At 31.5% G+C, this 19,003-nt stretch carries 18 protein-coding genes; 9 read left to right on the forward strand and 9 right to left on the reverse strand.

Annotated features, from left to right (window positions below):
• Nucleotides 1-3 precede the first annotated feature (3 nt).
• From ACIJYA_RS01420 to ACIJYA_RS01430, 3 genes are all read right to left on the reverse strand, one after another.
• Nucleotides 4-1,029: a quaternary amine ABC transporter ATP-binding protein gene (locus tag ACIJYA_RS01420; protein ID WP_435088703.1), complete on the reverse strand. Its 1,026-nt coding sequence runs from the start codon at nucleotides 1,027-1,029 to the stop codon at nucleotides 4-6.
• The gene (locus ACIJYA_RS01425; RefSeq protein ID WP_435088704.1) at nucleotides 1,029-2,048 is read right to left on the reverse strand and encodes an ABC transporter permease; all 1,020 of its coding nucleotides are present in this window, start codon (nucleotides 2,046-2,048) and stop codon (nucleotides 1,029-1,031) included. The genes ACIJYA_RS01420 and ACIJYA_RS01425 overlap by 1 nt, the downstream gene beginning before the upstream one ends.
• A 65-nt stretch (nucleotides 2,049-2,113) precedes the next feature.
• A complete protein-coding gene (locus ACIJYA_RS01430; RefSeq protein ID WP_435088705.1) occupies nucleotides 2,114-3,130 on the reverse strand; it encodes a glycine betaine ABC transporter substrate-binding protein in 1,017 nt (338 codons plus the stop codon).
• Between the two features lie 129 nt (nucleotides 3,131-3,259).
• On the opposite strand from ACIJYA_RS01430, the gene ACIJYA_RS01435 reads away from it, so the two are divergent.
• Nucleotides 3,260-4,384, forward strand: a complete 1,125-nt coding sequence (locus ACIJYA_RS01435) for a TauD/TfdA family dioxygenase (protein ID WP_435088706.1) — start codon at nucleotides 3,260-3,262, stop codon at nucleotides 4,382-4,384.
• A gap of 2 nt (nucleotides 4,385-4,386) precedes the next feature.
• Here the strand turns inward: ACIJYA_RS01435 and ACIJYA_RS01440 are convergent, their stop codons facing one another.
• The 4 genes from ACIJYA_RS01440 to ACIJYA_RS01455 are packed head-to-tail and all read right to left on the reverse strand — an operon-like array spanning nucleotide 4,387 to nucleotide 7,806.
• Nucleotides 4,387-5,028 (reverse strand): glycerophosphodiester phosphodiesterase family protein, encoded by a 642-nt coding sequence (locus ACIJYA_RS01440; protein WP_435088707.1) that lies wholly within the window; start codon nucleotides 5,026-5,028, stop codon nucleotides 4,387-4,389.
• A 1-nt stretch (nucleotide 5,029) separates the two neighbouring features.
• Nucleotides 5,030-5,407 (reverse strand): VOC family protein, encoded by a 378-nt coding sequence (locus tag ACIJYA_RS01445; protein ID WP_435088708.1) that lies wholly within the window; start codon nucleotides 5,405-5,407, stop codon nucleotides 5,030-5,032.
• Between the two features lie 3 nt (nucleotides 5,408-5,410).
• Nucleotides 5,411-6,841: an aldehyde dehydrogenase family protein gene (locus tag ACIJYA_RS01450; protein WP_435088709.1), complete on the reverse strand. Its 1,431-nt coding sequence runs from the start codon at nucleotides 6,839-6,841 to the stop codon at nucleotides 5,411-5,413.
• 23 nt (nucleotides 6,842-6,864) lie between these two features.
• Nucleotides 6,865-7,806, reverse strand: a complete 942-nt coding sequence (locus tag ACIJYA_RS01455) for an NAD(P)-dependent oxidoreductase (protein WP_435088710.1) — start codon at nucleotides 7,804-7,806, stop codon at nucleotides 6,865-6,867.
• A 60-nt stretch (nucleotides 7,807-7,866) separates the two neighbouring features.
• On the opposite strand from ACIJYA_RS01455, the gene ACIJYA_RS01460 reads away from it, so the two are divergent.
• The 7 genes from ACIJYA_RS01460 (at nucleotide 7,867) to ACIJYA_RS01490 (ending at nucleotide 16,603) form a co-directional block, all read left to right on the forward strand.
• A complete protein-coding gene (locus ACIJYA_RS01460; protein WP_435088711.1) occupies nucleotides 7,867-8,610 on the forward strand; it encodes a maleate cis-trans isomerase family protein in 744 nt (247 codons plus the stop codon).
• A 4-nt stretch (nucleotides 8,611-8,614) separates the two neighbouring features.
• The gene (locus ACIJYA_RS01465) at nucleotides 8,615-9,781 is read left to right on the forward strand and encodes a M24 family metallopeptidase (protein WP_435089246.1); all 1,167 of its coding nucleotides are present in this window, start codon (nucleotides 8,615-8,617) and stop codon (nucleotides 9,779-9,781) included.
• Nucleotides 9,782-9,820: 39 nt separating this feature from the next.
• Entirely contained in the window at nucleotides 9,821-10,906 is a 1,086-nt protein-coding gene (locus tag ACIJYA_RS01470; RefSeq protein ID WP_435088712.1) for an ABC transporter ATP-binding protein, read from the forward strand.
• A 125-nt stretch (nucleotides 10,907-11,031) separates the two neighbouring features.
• The gene (locus ACIJYA_RS01475) at nucleotides 11,032-12,153 is read left to right on the forward strand and encodes an extracellular solute-binding protein (RefSeq protein WP_435088713.1); all 1,122 of its coding nucleotides are present in this window, start codon (nucleotides 11,032-11,034) and stop codon (nucleotides 12,151-12,153) included.
• 69 nt (nucleotides 12,154-12,222) lie between these two features.
• A complete protein-coding gene (locus tag ACIJYA_RS01480) occupies nucleotides 12,223-13,470 on the forward strand; it encodes an ABC transporter permease (RefSeq protein ID WP_271523879.1) in 1,248 nt (415 codons plus the stop codon).
• 2 nt (nucleotides 13,471-13,472) lie between these two features.
• Nucleotides 13,473-14,327: an ABC transporter permease gene (locus tag ACIJYA_RS01485; protein ID WP_435088714.1), complete on the forward strand. Its 855-nt coding sequence runs from the start codon at nucleotides 13,473-13,475 to the stop codon at nucleotides 14,325-14,327.
• Nucleotides 14,328-14,380: 53 nt separating this feature from the next.
• Nucleotides 14,381-16,603, forward strand: coding sequence for a 3-hydroxyacyl-CoA dehydrogenase NAD-binding domain-containing protein (locus ACIJYA_RS01490; RefSeq protein WP_435088715.1), 2,223 nt, complete (start codon nucleotides 14,381-14,383; stop codon nucleotides 16,601-16,603).
• Between the two features lie 2 nt (nucleotides 16,604-16,605).
• Here ACIJYA_RS01490 and ACIJYA_RS01495 read toward each other — a convergent pair whose 3' ends face one another.
• Together ACIJYA_RS01495 and ACIJYA_RS01500 are read right to left on the reverse strand one after the other, a co-directional pair.
• Nucleotides 16,606-17,250 (reverse strand): peptidylprolyl isomerase, encoded by a 645-nt coding sequence (locus ACIJYA_RS01495; RefSeq protein ID WP_435088716.1) that lies wholly within the window; start codon nucleotides 17,248-17,250, stop codon nucleotides 16,606-16,608.
• Nucleotides 17,251-17,252: 2 nt separating this feature from the next.
• A complete protein-coding gene (locus ACIJYA_RS01500; protein ID WP_435088717.1) occupies nucleotides 17,253-17,975 on the reverse strand; it encodes a putative zinc-binding metallopeptidase in 723 nt (240 codons plus the stop codon).
• A 56-nt stretch (nucleotides 17,976-18,031) separates the two neighbouring features.
• Between ACIJYA_RS01500 and speB the strand changes: the two genes are divergently transcribed.
• Nucleotides 18,032-18,991: an agmatinase gene (gene speB / locus ACIJYA_RS01505; protein ID WP_435088718.1), complete on the forward strand. Its 960-nt coding sequence runs from the start codon at nucleotides 18,032-18,034 to the stop codon at nucleotides 18,989-18,991.
• Nucleotides 18,992-19,003: the final 12 nt, after the last annotated feature.

Here is a 19,003-nt window from a genome sequence, read left to right on the forward strand (position 1 = left end):
TAACTATGACTTTGTTAAAGATGATTGAAGTTCTTTATTAGTTATATATCCTTTAACATTTCCACTCTTATCAACTACTTCGCAGTTTGCATTAGTACAAACAATTTGAGGCAAAAATTCTTCAATAAACTGGTCTTCCTGCACTTTAACTAAATTTGATTTATCAATACTATTTACTTCATTAGCATTTTTCATGATTATTTTTGCTTTTATTACTTTTGCTCTATTTACGTCTTTAACAAAAGCTTTTACGTAATCATCAGCTGGTTTCATTATTATGTCCACTGGTGTTCCAACCTGGACTAATTTTCCGGCATTTAATATTCCTATGTGATCTCCAAGTCTTAAGGATTCATCAAGGTCATGAGTAATAAATATTATTGTTTTTTTTAATTCTGATTGAAGATCAATCAATTGTTTTTGCATGTCACTTCTAATCAAAGGATCTAATGCACTAAATGCTTCATCCATTAACATAATGTCGGAGTTTGTTGCTAAAGCTCTTGCTAAGCCAACACGTTGCTGCATTCCACCAGATAGTTGGTTTGGAAACTGATTTTCAAAACCATTTAGACCAACATCATCAATCTTTTCCATTGCAATTTTATCTCTTTCTTCCTCAGTTTTACCTTGCATCTCCAATCCGTAGCCAACATTTTGCATTACGGTTTTGTGTGGAAATAGACCAAATCTTTGAAAGACCATACTAATTCGATTTCTTCTCCAATCTATTAGCTGTTCTGGATTACAATTCATAATATTAGTGCCATCTATATGAATTTCTCCTTCTGTTGGATCAATTAATCTGTTTATGTGCCTAATCAATGTAGACTTTCCTGAACCAGACAACCCCATGCACACAAAAGTTTCGCCTTCTTCTATTTTTAATGAAACATTATCCAATCCTACTGTATGGCCAGTTTGTTCTAAAATATCCTCTTTTGTTGCTCCATTCTTAACCATGGGCATTACAGACTGAGGATTGTTACCAAAAATTTTATATATGTTATTAATTTCTATTTTTGACATTATTTTTTTTCTTTTTTAGTTGGAGAGTTTCTTTCTTGAAGTGTCTCCCCATATGATTGAGTAATTCTATCCAATACAATAGCCAGTAACACAATTGCAATTCCTGCTTCTGCAGCTCTACCTACGTTTAATTGTTGGAGACCCAATAAAACTTCATCTCCCAAGCCTCTTGTTCCAATCATTGATGCGATAACAACCATAGATAATGCCATCATAGTACATTGGTTAATTCCTTGCATAATATTAGGTAGTGCTAATGGAATTTGAACTCCCCATAATTTTTGTTTTTTTGAAGCACCAAAAGCATCTGCAGCTTCTGTTACCTCAGTATCAACTAGTCTAATACCTAGGTCCGTTAATCTAACCAATGGAGGAACTGCATAAATAAAAGTTGCAATAATTGCTGGGACCGCACCTAACCCAAATAACATTATTCCTGGTATCAAATACACAAAAGCTGGTATTGTTTGCATTAAATCTAATATGGGAAGAATTTTTTCCCTAACTCTATTAGCTCTAGACATCCATATTCCGATTGGAACACCAATAACTAGACATAAAAATATACTTATTAGCATAATTGAAGTTGTTTCAATTGCTTTATCCCAAAATCTTGGGTGTAAAAATCCAATAAAGAAAGTACAAAAGCCAACTGCAACAGTAGTTTTAATTTTTTTCCCACTGGCAAAGTAAGCAAGTATTACAACACCGATAATTACTAAAGGCCATGGCGCTTGAACTAAAAAGTTTTTTAGTCCCATCAACATCGCAAGTAAAACATTATTTATTGCTTCAAAAATAAAACCATAATTTTCATTAAGTGCTTTAAACATCTTATTAATCCATGGCATCAGTGGTAAATCTAACCATTTAGGCCAATCACTTAACCACGAAAAATCTTTAAACAATTCTCCTATAGTTTCAGGTTTTCTTTTTGATGAACTGTAACTTGTAATTAATAACCATATAAAAATTCCTAACAATCCTAGGTTAAATAAATTTTTTTTATCTTTGAACATATGGTTGATTTTTTAATTTAAAGAAAGAGCCCCAAAGGGCTCTCTCAAATTATTTTATCTTAAAATTAAAGTGCTGCTTTTACTTTTTTAGCAACATCAGCAGGAACCCAAGAAGTCCAAGCTGTTTCTGATTTTAAGTATTCTTTAGCAGTTAATTCCATATCACCATCTGACTCATCTTCGTAGAAGGCCAACATTTTATTAACTGTAGCAGTAGGAATTGAGTACTCAGATAAGAACTTAGTTTCTGCAGGATGAGCAGCGGCCCATTTAGTTAATACAGATTTAGTTAATGCCATATCTCTATACTCACATGCACAAGATTTTGTATATGCTTCTGGTCCTTCTGCTTTGATTTTTTCAACAACAACAGACATATCATCCCAACACTTTTTGACAAACTTAGGTTCTGTTAATCTAACTAGATCAACTTTACCCATTAAGCCAGTAGGTGCCCAGTAGTAAGTAAAGATAGGTTTTTTCTTAGCAAAAGCACCGGCGATAGCAGCATCTAATGCACCACCAGAACCTGGGTCAAAGTTTGTATAGAAAGCATCTAGACCATACTCTTTTTGTTTTACTAAGTTTACTGTGTAACAAGTCCAACCTGAAATACAGCTAGTCATTCTACCTTTTGAAGGGTCTTCAGGATCTTTAAATAACGCAGCTATTTTTGGATCTTTCATGTCTTCAACTGATTTTAAATTATATTTATCAGCAGTAGTTTTATCTACGTAAAAAGCTTGCTGAGAGTCAGGAGTGTTAACACCAATATTTTTGATAGTACCTGCTGCTTCGTGAGGTTCATAATTTGCAATAATATTGTCATACCAAACTTCAGTAATCACATCTAGTTGACCATCATAGTGAGCAGCCATAATAGGTGTAGTACTTCCTTTAGTTACAGAAACTTCACATCCATATCCTTTTTCAAGTATGAAAGTAGTAATTGCAGTATGAATATTTGCACTACTCCAGTCAAAATCTCCCAATCTTGCTTTGCAGTCACCCGCATTAGCACTAGTTGCTAATAATGATGATACGAAGAAAGCAGAAAGAACTAATTTTTTCAAAAACTTCATTAAATTATCTCCTTAGGTTAAGTTTTAATATTAAGATTTAATAATGAATGAGGCCAAAACACAAGCAATGAATCTTTTTACAACTATAAATTGAATTGAATTTTCACCCTTTATATATAATGATTGCTCATGAGCTCAATTTCAAAACTAGAGGAAAATTCCGACCATTTAAAAGTTACTTGGGATGATGGCGAAGAAAGTAAGTTTAATTATTTATGGTTAAGAGACAATTGTCCATCTGCACACGATAAAGATTCACGCCATAGAATGTTTAACATCTTAAATGTTTCAACAGATATAAGGCCAAAAAATTATAATGTTAACAATAAAGGAATTTTAGAAATAAAATGGAGTGAAGGTGATCACAAAAGTTCATATGATCCTTTATGGCTAAGAGAAAATTGCTACACAATAAAAAATAAAACTATATATGTTTCACCATACAAGCTTTGGGATAATTCATTACAGAATAATTTAAAATCAATTGAAATAGATCATGATGAAATAATTAATTCAGAAGATGGATTGGTAAAATGGTTAGAACTTTTACATTATACAGGAATAGCAATTGTTAAAAATGCACCAGTAGAAAAAAATTCTGCTTTTAAGGTTTTAAATAGAATTAGTCATACACGAGAAACTTTTTTTAAAACTCCATTTGAAGTAATTAATATTCCAAAACCAAATAATTCAGCCTATACAGCTCATGCTTTAAAAAATCACATGGATCTTCCTTGGTTTGAAAATCCTCCAGGTTATCAATTTTTACATTGCCTAATTAACTCTGCTAAAGGCGGAAACTCCTCAGCCGTAGATGCCTTCACTGTTGCAGATTATTTGAGAAAGAATGAAAAAGAAATATTTGATACTTTGGTTTCAGTGCCACTAAAATTTAAAGATAAAGATTACACACAAGAAGCTCATAGAAGTTTTCATTCTCCTGCAATTACCTTAACTAAAGATGGAGATTATAACGATATTAGATTTAGTGTTGCTACTATGGACACACTAGATTGTAGTCCTGATATAATGGAAAAAGTTTATAAAGCACATCATCGATTTGGAAACCTTTTACATGATGAAAAATATCAAATTAATTTTAGATTAGAACCAGGTGATATATTCTCATTTAATAATAGAAGACTTTTGCATGGAAGAACTGAATTTGATCCAAACTCAGGGCACAGACATTTGCAGGGTTATTATATGGATCGAGATGAAATTATTGGAAGATTGAATTATTTAAAAAAGTAATTTTATAGATTTTCAAATATCAAATTATTATTTTTCTTAAATTTTTTAAATTCAGATTTTATCTTTATTGTATAATAATATTTTTCAATTTTTAATTTCTGAATTTTTTCATTCTTTAGATATGATTTATCTAAAATTAAACAATTAATCTTTGGGTCATTGGATTTTTCTATTATTTTTTTTACACTTGTGGGACGACAAAAAGAAAGACCAACTTTAGTATTTTTTTTAATACTTAATAATTGATAAATATTTTTATGTTTAAAAGAGATAAACACACATTTTGTAAATTTTGATGTTTCTTTTATAAGTTTTTTTAAAAGAGATTTTGATAAAAGGGGTTTAATTTCAATGAAAAGAGGATGCTTGTTGTTTGAGAATTTAAGTAGATCTTTTAAAAGAGGAACTGGTTTACCTAATTTTGTACTTATCTCATTTATTTGAGAGTAATTTAGATTTTTAACACTTAAATTTTTTTTAAAAATTCTTTTTAATGTAAAGTCATGAAAACATATAAATTCATTATCTTTTGTTGCATGAATATCTGTTTCTATCCCAAAACCTTTTTTAAATGATTGTTGAAATGAGTTTAAAAGATTTTCTTTAAATCGTTTATTTACTATTCCTCTATGTATTAGATGCATCTTAATTATCTATTTTAGCAAATGCACAAATTTTATTTCCATCAAGATCTCTAAAATAGCAATAATAATCACCTGATCTTATTCCAGGAGCTCCCTCATCTTTTCCGCCTAGTTTTATTCCAGTGTTATAAAAATTATTCACTAAATCTTTTGAGCTAACTAAAAAAGATATTTGAGTTCCATTTCCAAAAGTTGCTTTATCTTTATTTGCTGGATTAGTGACATAGAATTCAACTTCATCAGGTTTTTCTATTGAGGCAAAGCCAGCATATTTTTCATTTGTTACAACTCTTTGTAATTCAATTGTATCAAGTAGAGTGTCATAAAATTTAGTTGCTTTATTAAGATTGTTAGTGCCAACCATTACAAAGCCAATCATAAATTACTTCCAGCCTGTAACCGTTTTAACTTCAAGATATTCTTCAAGTCCCCACACTCCACCTTCGCGACCATTTCCAGATTGCTTATACCCTCCAAATGGAGTTCCAGCATCAGCTGCATTGCCATTTATATATACACATCCTGATCTTAATTTTTGTGCAACTCGGTGAGCTTTAATCTTATCTTCAGTTTGTAAATAATTTCCTAAACCATAAGATGTATCATTAACAATATTTATAGCTTCTTCTTCTGTATCAAATGGAATAATTGATAAAACTGGACCAAAGATCTCCTCTTTAGCTATTCTCATTTCATTTGTAACATCAGTAAAGATTGTAGGTTTAATAAAGTAACCTTTGTTCAAGCCATTAGGTAATTCAGGTCCACCAGCTGCCAATGTAGCGCCCTCTGAAATTCCACTTTCAATTAAACTTATGATTTTATCATATTGAGTTTTTGAAATTACAGGACCGATGTGATCACCTTTTTTTGAAGCTTGATCAACATAAATTTTATTTGCTTCATCTACAGCATCTTTAACCGCTCTTTCATAAATTGATTTTTCAACTAACATTCTTGTTGGTGCATCACATGATTGACCAGAGTTACTCATAACATTTCGAATACCATCTCTTACTGCATTTTTATAACTATCTGCAAAAACAATATTCCCACCCTTGCCACCAAGCTCAAGACATACTCTTTTAATTGTGTCTGCTGCATTTTTTGAAATTAATCTGCCAGCTCTTGTAGAGCCTGTAAACGAAACCATATCAATATCAGGATGACTAGATAACTGTGACCCAACTCCAACTCCATCTCCATTAACTAAATTAAACACACCTTTTGGAAAGCCTACTTCGTCTATCATTTCAGCAAATAACATCCCTGAAACAGGTGCAATTTCAGACGGTTTTAAAATCATTGTACAGCCTGTAGCAAACGCTGGTATCACTTTAAGCGCTATTTGATTTATTGGCCAATTCCATGGAGTAATTAATCCACAAATTCCAATAGGTTCATAATAAATATGGTTATTTGATTTTTCATCAAAGTGTTTATCAAATTTAAAATCTTTTAATCTTAAAATAAAATCTTCTAAGTGAGCTTGACCCGATGCAGTTTGGACATTTGTTGACCAATCCATCGGTGCTCCCATCTCTAAAGAAATAGCTTTTGCCATTTCCCCAAATCTTTTTTTATAGATTGAAAGTAATTTTTCTAAATATTCTATTCGTTCTTCCTTAGTAGTTTCTTTCCAACTTTTAAAAGCAGTTTTTGCTGCTTTAACAGCTAGATCAGTATCTTCTTTTGAGCCTAAAGAAATAATTGCAAACGGATCTTCATTACAAGGATTGATAACCTCACAATCATTTTTTTTATATGGGTTTACCCATTCTCCATCGATGTAGAATTTTTTTTTATCTAACATTTGATCTTAACTTAACATAATTATTATATTTCATATCCTTTTTCTTCAGGCTCATTATCAGTAAGTTCCTCTGGAAATCCATTAGCTCTAAAATCTATGTTATTAAGATCTTCCATTCTTTTAACAATCATTGAAGACCAAGCTCTTGAACCATATTTTTTTTGACCATCTTTAAAAATTTCAACAACTTTTGGAGAAATTTCCAGAGAAGTACCTAACTTTTTTGCAAGATCATCAAATAAACCTGTATCCTTTAAAACTAAATCCATAGTAAAATTTATATTATAAGAACCATTTAGTATAACTTGACTCTCTGTTTCATGAACAAAAGAATTTCCTGATGACACTGCAATCCCTTTATAAGCTTTAGCAAGATCTAAATTTGATTTTTTAGCAACTGTCCAAGCTTCACCCAAAGCAACTAAATGAACAGATGCAAGGTAATTTGTAATAACTTTTAAAACTGTTGCGCTACCTAATTCACCAGTGTGCAAAACTTTTCTACCCATTACAGCTAATGCAGGTAAAATTTTATCAAATGCATTTCTTTCACCACCAACAAATATTGCAATATTCCCTGTGGCAGCTCTATGACATCCTCCACTTACTGGTCCATCTAAAGGAATAGCTTTTTTTTCAATTATTTTTTTGCCAATTCTTTTAATTTCAGCTTCATCTGTCGTACTCATTTCCAACCAAATTTTATTTTCTGATAATCCACTGATCACTCCATCGTCTGCCTCCATGACCTCAGCACAAATTTCAGGAGAAGGTAAGCATGTGATAATTAAATCAACTTGTTCAGCAAGTTCTTTTGCAGAGTTTGCAACTTTTGCACCTGAGTTTTGGAATGATTGAGTAAGAATTTTATCTAAATCCCTAACTGTCAAATCAAAGTTATTTCTTAACAAACTCCCTGCTAATTTCCCCCCAACATTACCTAAACCAATAAAACCAACCTTCATTAATTTCTCCTTAATTTTGATGAATATTTAGGAGTCGATGTTATATTTGTTTTAAAAATTATGCACTCTGTAAAAATTGAACCAAAATATGCGGAACTTTCAAACCCAAGAGTAGGATTAATTGCGTTAGCCACAGATTTTAGAATAGAAAAAGACTTTATTAGCGTCATTAAAGATCAAAATATAGATTTTTTTGTTAACAGAATTCATTGTTATTTTCCGTTAACAAGTGAAAATTTAATTAAAATGTCTGGCACTGTTACAGAAATATCAAAAGATATTTTGCCAAATGAAAAACTAGACTGTGTTGTTTATGGATGTACTTCGGGAACTATTGCAGCAGGTTATGAGAATATTAAAAAGAAAATTAATTTAGCAAAACCTGAGGCTGAAGTTACCACACCAAGTACGGCAGCAATTAATGCTTTAAAAAAAATGAATGTTAAAAAAATTGCAATCTTTACTCCGTATTCAAAAGTTTTAAACGATCAAGTGATTGAATATTTTAAAGGTGAAAATTTTGAGATTTCTTCAAATGCTTATTTTGATATTCTAAATGACTTGGATATAGGTAAAGTTGATGAAGATTACCTATATGAAACTTTATCAAAAATGGATTTAGGTGACGCAGATGCTCTCTTTATTTCTTGTACCGCTTTACCAGCACTTTCCATTATCGATAAACTTGAGAAAAAATTAAACAAAGTTGTTCTTTCAAGTAATCAAGTATTAATTTGGGATACCTTACAATCAATTGGAAAAAAAAATGCAATTGAAGGTTTTGGAAAATTATTTAAGAATTAGAAATATGGATTTTACAAAAGAAGAATATCAACGAAGATTAAAAAAAGTTCAAAAGATGATGCAAGAAAAAGGCATCGAGCTATTGATTTCACATGATACAAATAATTTAAATTATTTAACTGGTTATGATGCTTGGTCCTTTTATTATGCTCAATGCGCAATTGTTCACGTTAATGCTGAGGAACCATTATGCTTTGTAAGAGCACAAGACTCTGGTGGAGCTTATATTAAAACATATTTAAAAGATGAAAATATTATTGTTTACGATGAAAATTATATTCATACATGGCCAAAACATCCTTACGATTATCTAGTAGAAATAATAAAAGATAGAAAGTGGGATAAGCTTTCTGTTGGTGTTGAAATGGATGCTCATTATTACACGGCTTTTTGTCATGAAAAAATTAAGCAAGGCCTTCCAAATGCTAAAGTTGTAGATAGCGATAGACTTGTTAACTGGGCAAGATTAGTAAAATCAGATGCTGAAATTGGATACATGAAATCTGCAGCTTTAATTTCTCAAAAGGCAATGAAAACTGCAATAGATGTAATAAACCCAGGAGTAAGACAGTGCGATGCAGTAGGTGAAATTCAAAAATCATTATTCTATGGAACAGAGGAGTTTGGTGGAGAGTATTCTAGTATTGCAACTTTACTTCCTACTGGAAAAGGAACTTCAGCTTCACATTTAACCGCTACACAAGATAAGTTTGTGGAAGGAGAAGCTACTATTATCGAATTATCTGGAGTTTATAAAAGATATCATGCCCCTATGGCTAGGACAGTATTACTAGGTAAACCTGATCAGCTAAAAATCGATACAATGAAGAAAACTATTGAGGCGTTAGAAACAGGAATTAGTGCAGTAAAACCTGGAAATACTGCAGATGATGTTGCTCAAGCTTTTTGGAAAGTATTAGACAAATACGGTATCGATAAAAAATCAAGAACTGGTTATTCAATTGGAATTGGGTATCCACCTGACTGGGGAGAACACACACTTAATATATATAAAGGGGATATGACAGTATTAGAGCCTAATGTTTGTTTTCATATGATTGCAGTAATGCAATTTGGTGACTGGGGAGTTGAAGCATCTGAGGCCATTAGAGTCACAGAAACAGGAAGTAAATTATTTTGTAATATGAGTAAAGAATTACATATTAAATAAATTACTTGATTATCAATCTAACAAATGTTTTAAAGTAGTATGGCTAATGATCATTTTGTAAGATTTGAAAATGTAGATAAAAGTTATGATGGTAAGCAACTAGTCGTAAAGGGTTTAGATTTAGACATTGCTGAAGGAGAGTTTGTAACAATGCTAGGACCCTCTGGTTCTGGTAAAACAACTTGTTTGATGATGTTGGCTGGATTTGAAACTCCAACTAACGGACAAATTTATTTAGATAATAAAGTTATTTCAGATATTCCTCCACACAAAAGAGGAATTGGAATGGTATTTCAGAATTACGCTTTGTTTCCCCATATGACTGTTTATGAAAATTTAGCATTTCCATTAAGAGTTAGAAAAATTCCAAAAGATGAAGCTGACAAAAAAGTTGATAAAGCATTATCAATGGTATCTCTTCAAGGTTTTGAATCTAGAATGCCCATGCAATTATCAGGCGGACAACAACAAAGGGTTGCTGTTGCAAGATCATTAGTATTTGATCCACAATTGGTTTTAATGGATGAACCTTTAGGAGCTCTGGACAAAAATTTAAGAGAGAGCATGCAATATGAAATTAAACATATCCATGAAAGTATTGGTGTAACAGTTGTGTATGTTACGCATGATCAAACTGAAGCTTTGACGATGTCTAATAGAATTGCGGTTTTTAATGACGGAAAAGTTCAACAACTCTCGAGCCCTGATGAATTATATGAAAGACCTGTTAATTCTTTTGTTGCAGAGTTTATTGGAGAGAACAATACTTTTGCAGGTGAAGTATCAGATGTATCTGGAGATAAATGTAAAGTAAAATTAAATTCAGGAACTGAAATTTTAGCAAATCCTATTGTTGCAAAGGCAAAAGGAGACAAAACTACAATATCTCTTAGACCTGAAAGAGCATTGATTGATCCAGAAACTAAAATGGATAACAATCACAAAGGTAAGATCGAAGAAGTAATATATCACGGTGATCATACAAGATTAAGAGTAGATCTATTAGGGAATGATCAATTTATTTTAAAAGTTCCGAATAGCTCAAACAGAATGGATATTAAAGCAGGAAAAGAAATTAATATCGGTTGGAATAGTATTGATTGTAGAGCTTTAGATCCTAAATAATTATTTATAATTACCCACAAAAAAGATAAGACAAATTGGCATTAATCAGCTGTTGACTAAGCTATTCTATATTGTTTTAGTATCACTTTATAAAATAAAAACGTTAACGTTAAATAGGAGAATAAATGAAAAAAATAAGTAAATTATTACTTACTCTTTCTTTTGTACTTTCTGTAACAACTTCAGCATTTGCAGTTACTGTAGTATCTTGGGGTGGAGCTTACACAGAGTCACAAAAATTAGGTTACGGTGATCCTACAGCAGCGAAACTTGGAATACCTGTAAACTGGGTAGACTACACTGGTGGATTATCAGAAATTAAAGCTCAAAAAGAAGCTGGAAAAATAACTTGGGACATTATCGATGTGTACGCAAAAGATACTATCGTTGGATGTGACGAAGGTATTTTCCATGAATTCGATTTTGACAAAGACTTTGCACCTGCTCCGGATGGAACACCTGCAAGTCAAGACTTCTTTACAGGCATGCCTTCAAAATGTGCAGTTGGAAACATTCTGTACTCTTGGAACTATGCTTACAATGATGCAACAATTGGTGATAAAAAACCAAGCACATTGAAAGACTTTTTTAACACTAAAAAGTTCCCTGGTAAGAGAGCTCTTTACAAAGGTGCAATGTCTAATTTAGAAATTGCTATCACTGCAGACGGTGTAAACCCTGGTAAAGGTTCTGACTTAACTTACAGAAAACTTGATGCTGATGGTGGAATTGACAGAGCTATGAATAAACTTAAAGCTCTTTGTGAAGATCCAAACGGCGGATGTGTATTCTGGAATGCTGGAGCTCAACCACCAGAACTACTTGCTAATGGTGAAGTAGTAATGGCTACTGGTTGGAATGGTAGATTCTTTAACGCACAAATGGAAGGAACTCCACTTGTACAAGTTTGGGATGGACAAATTCTTGACTATGAATACTTTGCATTAGTTAAAGACGGTCCAGGTTATGCTGACGGTTCAGCTTTGAAAGTACTTAGAGAAATGACTAGCTCAGAAGGTTTAGCTGGAAGTGCTAAGTACATTGCATACGCGCCTTGGAGAAAATCTTCAATCGCAGTTATGGAAGCTGGAGAGCCTTGGTTTAAAGATGGTAAGACTAACATGGTACCACATATGCCAACAGCACCCGCTAACACAAAAAGATACATCCTTATGAACCCTGAGTTTTGGGCAGATAACCAAGACGAAATTGGTGAAAAATGGGAAGCTATGAAAGCTGGTCTATAATTTAGTTTTATAGATTAGTATTTTGTACTATATTGAAAGGGCAGTTATTTATAACTGCCCTTTTTTATTATGAGCAAAGAACAAATATTATCATCTGACGGATTACCTTTAGAGGTTAGCTTAAAAAAAGCTGAACGAAAAAATAAACTTAAAGCCGTTGCACTCGTTGCTCCATTATTTTTATTTATTTTAATAATTTATATATTTCCAATTGGAGATATGCTTTTTAGAAGTGTTGATGATCGAATGATTACTAAAATGCTTCCTAAGACATTTGCTGCGATGGAAAAATGGGATGGCCAAGATTTGCCTGAAGAGCCGGTTTACAAAGGTCTGTACGAAGATTTATCTTATTTAAAGAAAACTAAAACTTACGGTAAAATTATAGCTAGATTAAATTATGAAAAAGGTGGCTTTAGTAGCTTAATTAAAAAAACAGTTAGAAAAATTAATAAATTTGAAGAAGGTAATTACAAAGAGCAATTTATTAAAGTTCATAAAAGGTGGGGTCAAAGTGAATATTTAGTAGCTCTTAAAAATACAGCTCCAAACTGGTCTTACGCCAAATATTTAAAAGGTATAGATAGAAAATTTGATCAAGATAGAAATATAATTCAAGTTCCAGAGGATAGAAGAATTCACAAAACTTTATGGTTAAGGACATTAAATGTAGCTTTTTGGGTTACCATATTCTGCTTTATTCTTGCTTACCCAATCTCACATTTACTAGCAACACTACCTATGAAATACAGTAATTTACTTATGATTTGTGTGTTACTTCCTTTTTGGACATCATTATTAGTAAGAACTTCTAGTTGGATGGTTTTACTCCAGCAACAAGGTCCAATTAATGATTTAATTGTTTGGATCGGCTTAGCTGCTGACGATAATAGACCGGAGCTTATGTATAATGTAATTGGTACATTTGTTGCAATGACACAAATATTATTACCTTTTATGGTTTTACCTCTTTATAGTGTTATGAAAACTATATCACCTAGCTTGATGAGAGCTGGAAAATCATTAGGCGGAACACCACTAGTATCTTTTGTTAAAATTTATTTTCCATTAACAATTCCTGGAATTGGTGCTGGATGTTTATTGGTATTTATTTTAGCGATAGGATATTACATTACCCCTGCATTAGTGGGTGGAGCAAGTGGATCATTAATTAGTAATACAATTGCTTATCATATGAAGAGTTCATTAGACTGGGCGTTTGCATCTGCTCTTGGAACTATGTTGTTAGTTGGAGTACTAACTATTTATTGGATTTATAATAAACTTGTAGGAATAGATAATATTAAATTAGGATAATTATGGCATTACCAAGTCACACACCTTTAAATTATAGAATTTGGCATTACACATATCTGTTCTTTTGTGGTTTAGTTTTTTTCTTTTTGATAGCACCTTTGTTTGTAATATTGCCATTGTCATTTAATGCTGAGCAATACATTCACTTTTCTGCAAAAATGTTAGCATTAGATCCTGAAGGGTTTTCTCTAAGATGGTATGAAGATATGATTTATGGAACTAAGAATCCATGGGGACTTGCTACTAAAAATAGTTTAATCATAGCTTTCTTTGCAACAATAGGATCAACCATTCTTGGAACTGTTGCTGCATTAGGTTTAAGCAGTAGATACATGCCATATAAAGCTGCATTCATGGCTTTACTAATTTCACCCATGATTGTTCCTTTAATCATTTCAGGTACAGCAATATTTTTCTTCATGGCAAAAGTTGGCTTAGCCGCAACTCACACAGGAATTATATTATCACATATAATTTTAGGGACTCCATTTGTAGTAATCACGGTTACTGCAACATTAACTGGTTTTGATCATAGTGTAACACGAGCTGCAGCAAGTTTAGGAAGCAATCCAGTAAACACATTTATGAAAATTACATTACCATTAATTATGCCGGGGGTTATTTCAGGAGCCTTGTTTGCTTTTGTAACTTCATTTGATGAAGTTGTGGTTGTACTGTTCTTAGCTGGATTAGAGAACACTACTATTCCAATTCAAATGTGGGTAGGATTAAGAGAACAATTAAGCCCAACTATTATGGCAGTTGCGACATGTTTGATTATTATGTCTACTTTAATCTTGGTTAGTGCAGAGCTTTTAAGAAGAAGATCTGAGAGACTAAGAGGAATTAATAGATAATTAATTTACTTAATTATATTTTTTCAATATAAATTTCTTCTCAAAATTAAATTATGTATATTAAAAAAGTTGTAGTAATTGGATCAGGAACCATGGGGAGTGGGATTGCAGCTCATTTGTGTAATGCAAAAGTACCAGTTACATTGTTGGATCTTACAACAGAAATATCGGAAAAAGCGAGAGATAGAATATTCAAGTCAAAACCACCGTTACTGTTAGATAAATCACAAATTGAAAATATTAAAGTAGGTAATATTAATGATAATTTTGATGTGGTCAAAGAAGCTGATTGGGTCGTTGAAGCGGTAGTTGAGAGAATTGATATAAAGCATAATATTTACGAAAAAATTTTCAAAAATAGAAAAGAGGGAGCAATTGTTTCATCAAATACTTCATCCATTCCTATTAAAGTTTTATCTGAAAAATTAACACCAGAAGAAAAAAAAGATTTTTGTATCACTCACTTTTTTAATCCTGTGAGGTATATGGGCTTATTAGAAATAGTTAAAAATGAAAATAATGATTTAGCTAAAATAAACTCGTTAAAGAAGTTTTGTGAGGTGGAGCTTGGAAAAGGAGCAATTGTTTGTAATGATACTCCAGGATTTCTAGGGAATAGAATAGGTGTTTTTGCAATGCAAGTTGCTATGACCGAAGCTTTTAAAATGAAATTAAGTATTGAGGAATCGGATGCAATATTTGGAAGACCAATGGGAATTCCAAAAACAGGAGTTTTTGGCCTTTATGATTTAATTGGAATTGATTTAATGGCTGATGTTCTTAAAAGTTTCATTAAAGAATTGTCAGCAAATGATCCTTTTCAAGAAGTCGCTAAAGAAATCCTTCTTGTAAAAAAACTAATTGCAACAGGTTATACAGGTCGAAAAGGTAAGGGTGGTTTTTACCGAATGAATAAAACTGGTGCAACGAAGGTTATGGAAGCAATTAACCTTGAAACTGGTGAGTATTCAATAAGTAAGAAAATTAACATAGGCACAGATAAAGTTGATCTTAAATCTTTGATTTCAAGAGAAGATAAATTTGGTGAGTACGCTTGGTCGGTTATTTCAAAAATCATAAAATATTCATCGTCTTTAGTACCTAGTATTACAAAAGATTTTAATGACATTGATGAAGCAATGAGATTAGGTTTTAATTGGGCCAAAGGCCCATTTGAGATGTTGGAAGAAATTGGTGTTGAAAATTTTTTCAACAAAATTGATAACTTTAACGGAAATGAATTTTTAGAAAATTTATCTAAAAGTAAAAATCAAGATTTTTATGGTTCAAGACAAAAATATACTGAAATTGAGACATTAGGAAAAGTTAAGAAAAAAGCTGTGGGTATTGATGGAAATAATTCAGCTCAGATTTACCGTTTTAATGATTATAATATTGTTGAATTTACAACTAAAGCTAACGCACTTGATTATGATTCAATGGATGCTCTTAAAAAGGCAACTGACAAACCTTTAATTATCATCAATGAAAGTATGCAGTTTTCTGCTGGAGTAAATTTAACCTATACGATGGATTTTGCAAATAAAGGTGATTTTAAATCTATTGAAAAATTTATTAAATATTTTCAAGAAACATGTAAGCATCTAAAATATTCCAAATATCCAGTAATCTCAGCTCCATCAGGCTTAACTCTTGGTGGTGGTTTTGAAGTGATGGTTCAAAGTAATTTTGTAGCTTCTCACACAAATATTGTTGTTGGTTTAGTTGAAACTATAGTTGGTTTAATTCCTGCTGGAGGTGGTTGTAAGGAAATGTTGGCTAGATGGCTTGATACTGAAGAAGCTGAAAAAGACCCAAATTATGCTCCTCTTAAGGTATTTGATATAATTGGTTATGGTAAGACAGCAACTTCTCCTGTTGAGGCTGAGCCAATGAAATATTTAAAACCTGAAGATAAAAAAATTATGAATAGAAACAGTTTGTTTGAAGTCTCAAAGGAAATTTTACAAAATAATAAAGACTTCAAATCACCATCAGAGACAAAATTTAATCTTCCAGGAAAAACAGTCCTTCCAGAAATGAATAAGATTTTAGAAAAACTCTACAATGATAAAGTTATTTTAGATCATGGGCTAAAGGTTGCTCAAGAATTAGCTCATGTATTAAGTGGTGGTGACACTTCAATTGACAAATCATTATCAGAAGATGATTTATATAAGTTAGAATTAGATGCTTTTATGAGGTTAATTGAAACTAACGAAACTCAAGATAGAATTAAACATACACTTGCAACAGGTAAGCCACTAGTAAATTAATTTTACTTAAACATCCTAACTGTATTTATAAAATCAGGTCTAAGTACATATTCAGATCTATGAGAATATTTAATTTTTTCTAAAACTTTAATACCGTAAATTACTTTTCCTACGGGAGTATATTCTCCCTCAAATAATGGTTCATCATCAAGGATAATAAAAAATTGACTGTCTTCAGTGTCATATTTTAAAGATCTTGCTAAGCCGACAGTTCCTTTTTTAAAATTAAATTCAGCATCAATTTCAGACTTAATTAAACCTAATCCAGATTTTCCAGTTCCAATTTTACCATAGTCTAACTGACTTCTTTTTCCATATTCAAGATCACCAGCTTGAACAAGTTTATCTTTAATCACTCTGTGGAAAGCAACATCATCATATGCTTTTAAATTAATTAATTTTTTAAATCTCTCAACTCCATTTGGAGATATTTCAGGATAAAGTTCAATTATAACATTTCCACATTCAGCATTGAGGATAACAATATTTTTTGGTTTTTCAAAATTAATCTCTTCAGGATTAATATTTTTTACGAATAAACATTTATTTTTAATTAAGATTGTGAAACTTAAAGTAAAAATTCCCAATAGTATTAAAAATATAAAAATCAACTTTTCATGCAATGAAGCTTTAACTATTTTAATCATATTTAAAATACAAAAGTATTATCAATTTTATTTAACTTATCTTTAATAAATTTAATTTTTTTATTAAGAATTTCATCATTTGAAACTTTATAGTTACCAGATATTAAATGTGAATATACTTCCGCCATATCTTCAGAAGGAATTGTCATTGAATATTCAGTAAAAAAACCGTTAGTATCTTTATATGTATCAAGACCTAATTTTTTTGAACAAGTGGAGCATTCTGCATATTTGAAATTTGGATTATTAAATTTTTTCCATTCATCTTCATTAAACAAATCTTTAAAACCATCATTAATAATATGAAACAATTCATGGTGAATTACTCTTTCAAAATATTTTTTATCAAATTTAAGATCTAGAATTAATGTTTTCATTAAATGATCTGGAATACCAGCTGTGTTAATTCCTGAGATTGAGAGATCTTCACACATGACAATATATTTAAGATTAATTTTTTTTAAAAATTCTTTTGAGTATTTTTTTAAATTGTTAGATATTATCTGATATTTTTCATCATATGTCCTCTTGTCTGAGTTGCTGCAGGCTATATTTTTTTGAACACCAAGTCTAAATGGTTTTTTTGCATATAAATATTTGAGTTTGTTAGGTGTTTTTAATTCGTATATTTCTAAATTTGGGATTTTGATTAGATTGTAAATAGAGTTCGAATTTGCTGAGGTTATTAAAAAAAATGATATTAAAATCAGCTTAAAAATCTTCATAAATACAATTTAGATGATATTCGATTTAAAAAGAATGTGGTACATTTTGTTTATAGATGAAAAAAGATCGCAATAAAAATCCTATTCAGCCTGTCAGTGGAACAAAGGTCCCAAGATTTGCCGGCCCATCAACGTTTGCAAGATTACCAGAGTTAAGAGATGTTGAAAGTTGTGATGTTGCAATTGTGGGAGTGCCATTTGATGCTGGTACAAGTTATAGACCAGGTGCAAGATTTGGACCACAAAGTATTCGACAAGCCTCAAGACATTTGAGAACCAATTATCATCCAAGTTATGATGTAGAGCCTTTCAAGGTTCAACAAGTTGCAGATGCTGGGGATATTACTTGCAACCCATTTAGTATTGATGAAGCCATAAAACAAATTGAAGCTGGGGCAACAGATTTATTAAATAAAGTAGGTGGTATAATTAGTTTAGGTGGAGACCATACAATCGCAGTACCACTTCTTAGAGCGATTAATAAAAAATGTAATGGCCCAGTTGCTCTAGTACATTTTGATGCTCATTTAGATACTTGGGATACTTATTTTGGTGCGCCTTATACGCATGGAACTCCGTTTAGAAGAGCAAGAGAGGAAGGTTTATTTTTAGATGATGCTTCAATGCACGTAGGTATTAGAGGCCCTTTATATAGTAGAGATGATATTAAAAATGATGAAAGTTTTGGATTTAAAATAATTCATTGTGATGAATTTCAGACAGAAGGAACAGATAAAATTGCTGAAAGAATTAAGAAAAGAGTAGGCGATAATCCTTTATATCTATCAATAGATATAGATGTGCTTGACCCTGCTTTTGCACCAGGTACAGGAACACCTGAGATTGCTGGAATGACAACAAGAGAGATGGTTAATGTTTTAAGAGGACTTTCAGGATTAAATTTAGTATCTGCTGATGTGGTAGAGGTTTCTCCCGCATATGATCATGCTGAAGTTACATCATTGGCTGCCGCAACAATTGTTTACGAATTAACAAATTTATTTGCAAAATCATAAAGAAAGGATAGT

Source organism: Candidatus Pelagibacter bacterium nBUS_29, assembly GCF_051200905.1.
Taxonomy (GTDB): domain Bacteria; phylum Pseudomonadota; class Alphaproteobacteria; order Pelagibacterales; family Pelagibacteraceae; genus Pelagibacter.

Coding starts and splice junctions, on each gene's coding strand:
- ACIJYA_RS01485 (WP_435088714.1), top strand. CDS start 13,473: ATGGCATTACCAAGTCACACACCTTTAAATTATAGAATTTGGCATTAC.
- ACIJYA_RS01500 (WP_435088717.1), bottom strand. CDS start 17,975: ATGAAGATTTTTAAGCTGATTTTAATATCATTTTTTTTAATAACCTCA.
- ACIJYA_RS01445 (WP_435088708.1), bottom strand. CDS start 5,407: ATGATTGGCTTTGTAATGGTTGGCACTAACAATCTTAATAAAGCAACT.
- ACIJYA_RS01425 (WP_435088704.1), bottom strand. CDS start 2,048: ATGTTCAAAGATAAAAAAAATTTATTTAACCTAGGATTGTTAGGAATT.
- ACIJYA_RS01465 (WP_435089246.1), top strand. CDS start 8,615: ATGGATTTTACAAAAGAAGAATATCAACGAAGATTAAAAAAAGTTCAA.
- ACIJYA_RS01475 (WP_435088713.1), top strand. CDS start 11,032: ATGAAAAAAATAAGTAAATTATTACTTACTCTTTCTTTTGTACTTTCT.
- ACIJYA_RS01450 (WP_435088709.1), bottom strand. CDS start 6,841: ATGTTAGATAAAAAAAAATTCTACATCGATGGAGAATGGGTAAACCCA.
- ACIJYA_RS01490 (WP_435088715.1), top strand. CDS start 14,381: ATGTATATTAAAAAAGTTGTAGTAATTGGATCAGGAACCATGGGGAGT.
- ACIJYA_RS01440 (WP_435088707.1), bottom strand. CDS start 5,028: ATGCATCTAATACATAGAGGAATAGTAAATAAACGATTTAAAGAAAAT.
- ACIJYA_RS01480 (WP_271523879.1), top strand. CDS start 12,223: ATGAGCAAAGAACAAATATTATCATCTGACGGATTACCTTTAGAGGTT.
- ACIJYA_RS01455 (WP_435088710.1), bottom strand. CDS start 7,806: ATGAAGGTTGGTTTTATTGGTTTAGGTAATGTTGGGGGGAAATTAGCA.
- ACIJYA_RS01420 (WP_435088703.1), bottom strand. CDS start 1,029: ATGTCAAAAATAGAAATTAATAACATATATAAAATTTTTGGTAACAAT.
- ACIJYA_RS01430 (WP_435088705.1), bottom strand. CDS start 3,130: ATGAAGTTTTTGAAAAAATTAGTTCTTTCTGCTTTCTTCGTATCATCA.
- ACIJYA_RS01470 (WP_435088712.1), top strand. CDS start 9,821: ATGGCTAATGATCATTTTGTAAGATTTGAAAATGTAGATAAAAGTTAT.
- speB (WP_435088718.1), top strand. CDS start 18,032: ATGAAAAAAGATCGCAATAAAAATCCTATTCAGCCTGTCAGTGGAACA.
- ACIJYA_RS01460 (WP_435088711.1), top strand. CDS start 7,867: ATGCACTCTGTAAAAATTGAACCAAAATATGCGGAACTTTCAAACCCA.
- ACIJYA_RS01495 (WP_435088716.1), bottom strand. CDS start 17,250: ATGATTAAAATAGTTAAAGCTTCATTGCATGAAAAGTTGATTTTTATA.
- ACIJYA_RS01435 (WP_435088706.1), top strand. CDS start 3,260: ATGAGCTCAATTTCAAAACTAGAGGAAAATTCCGACCATTTAAAAGTT.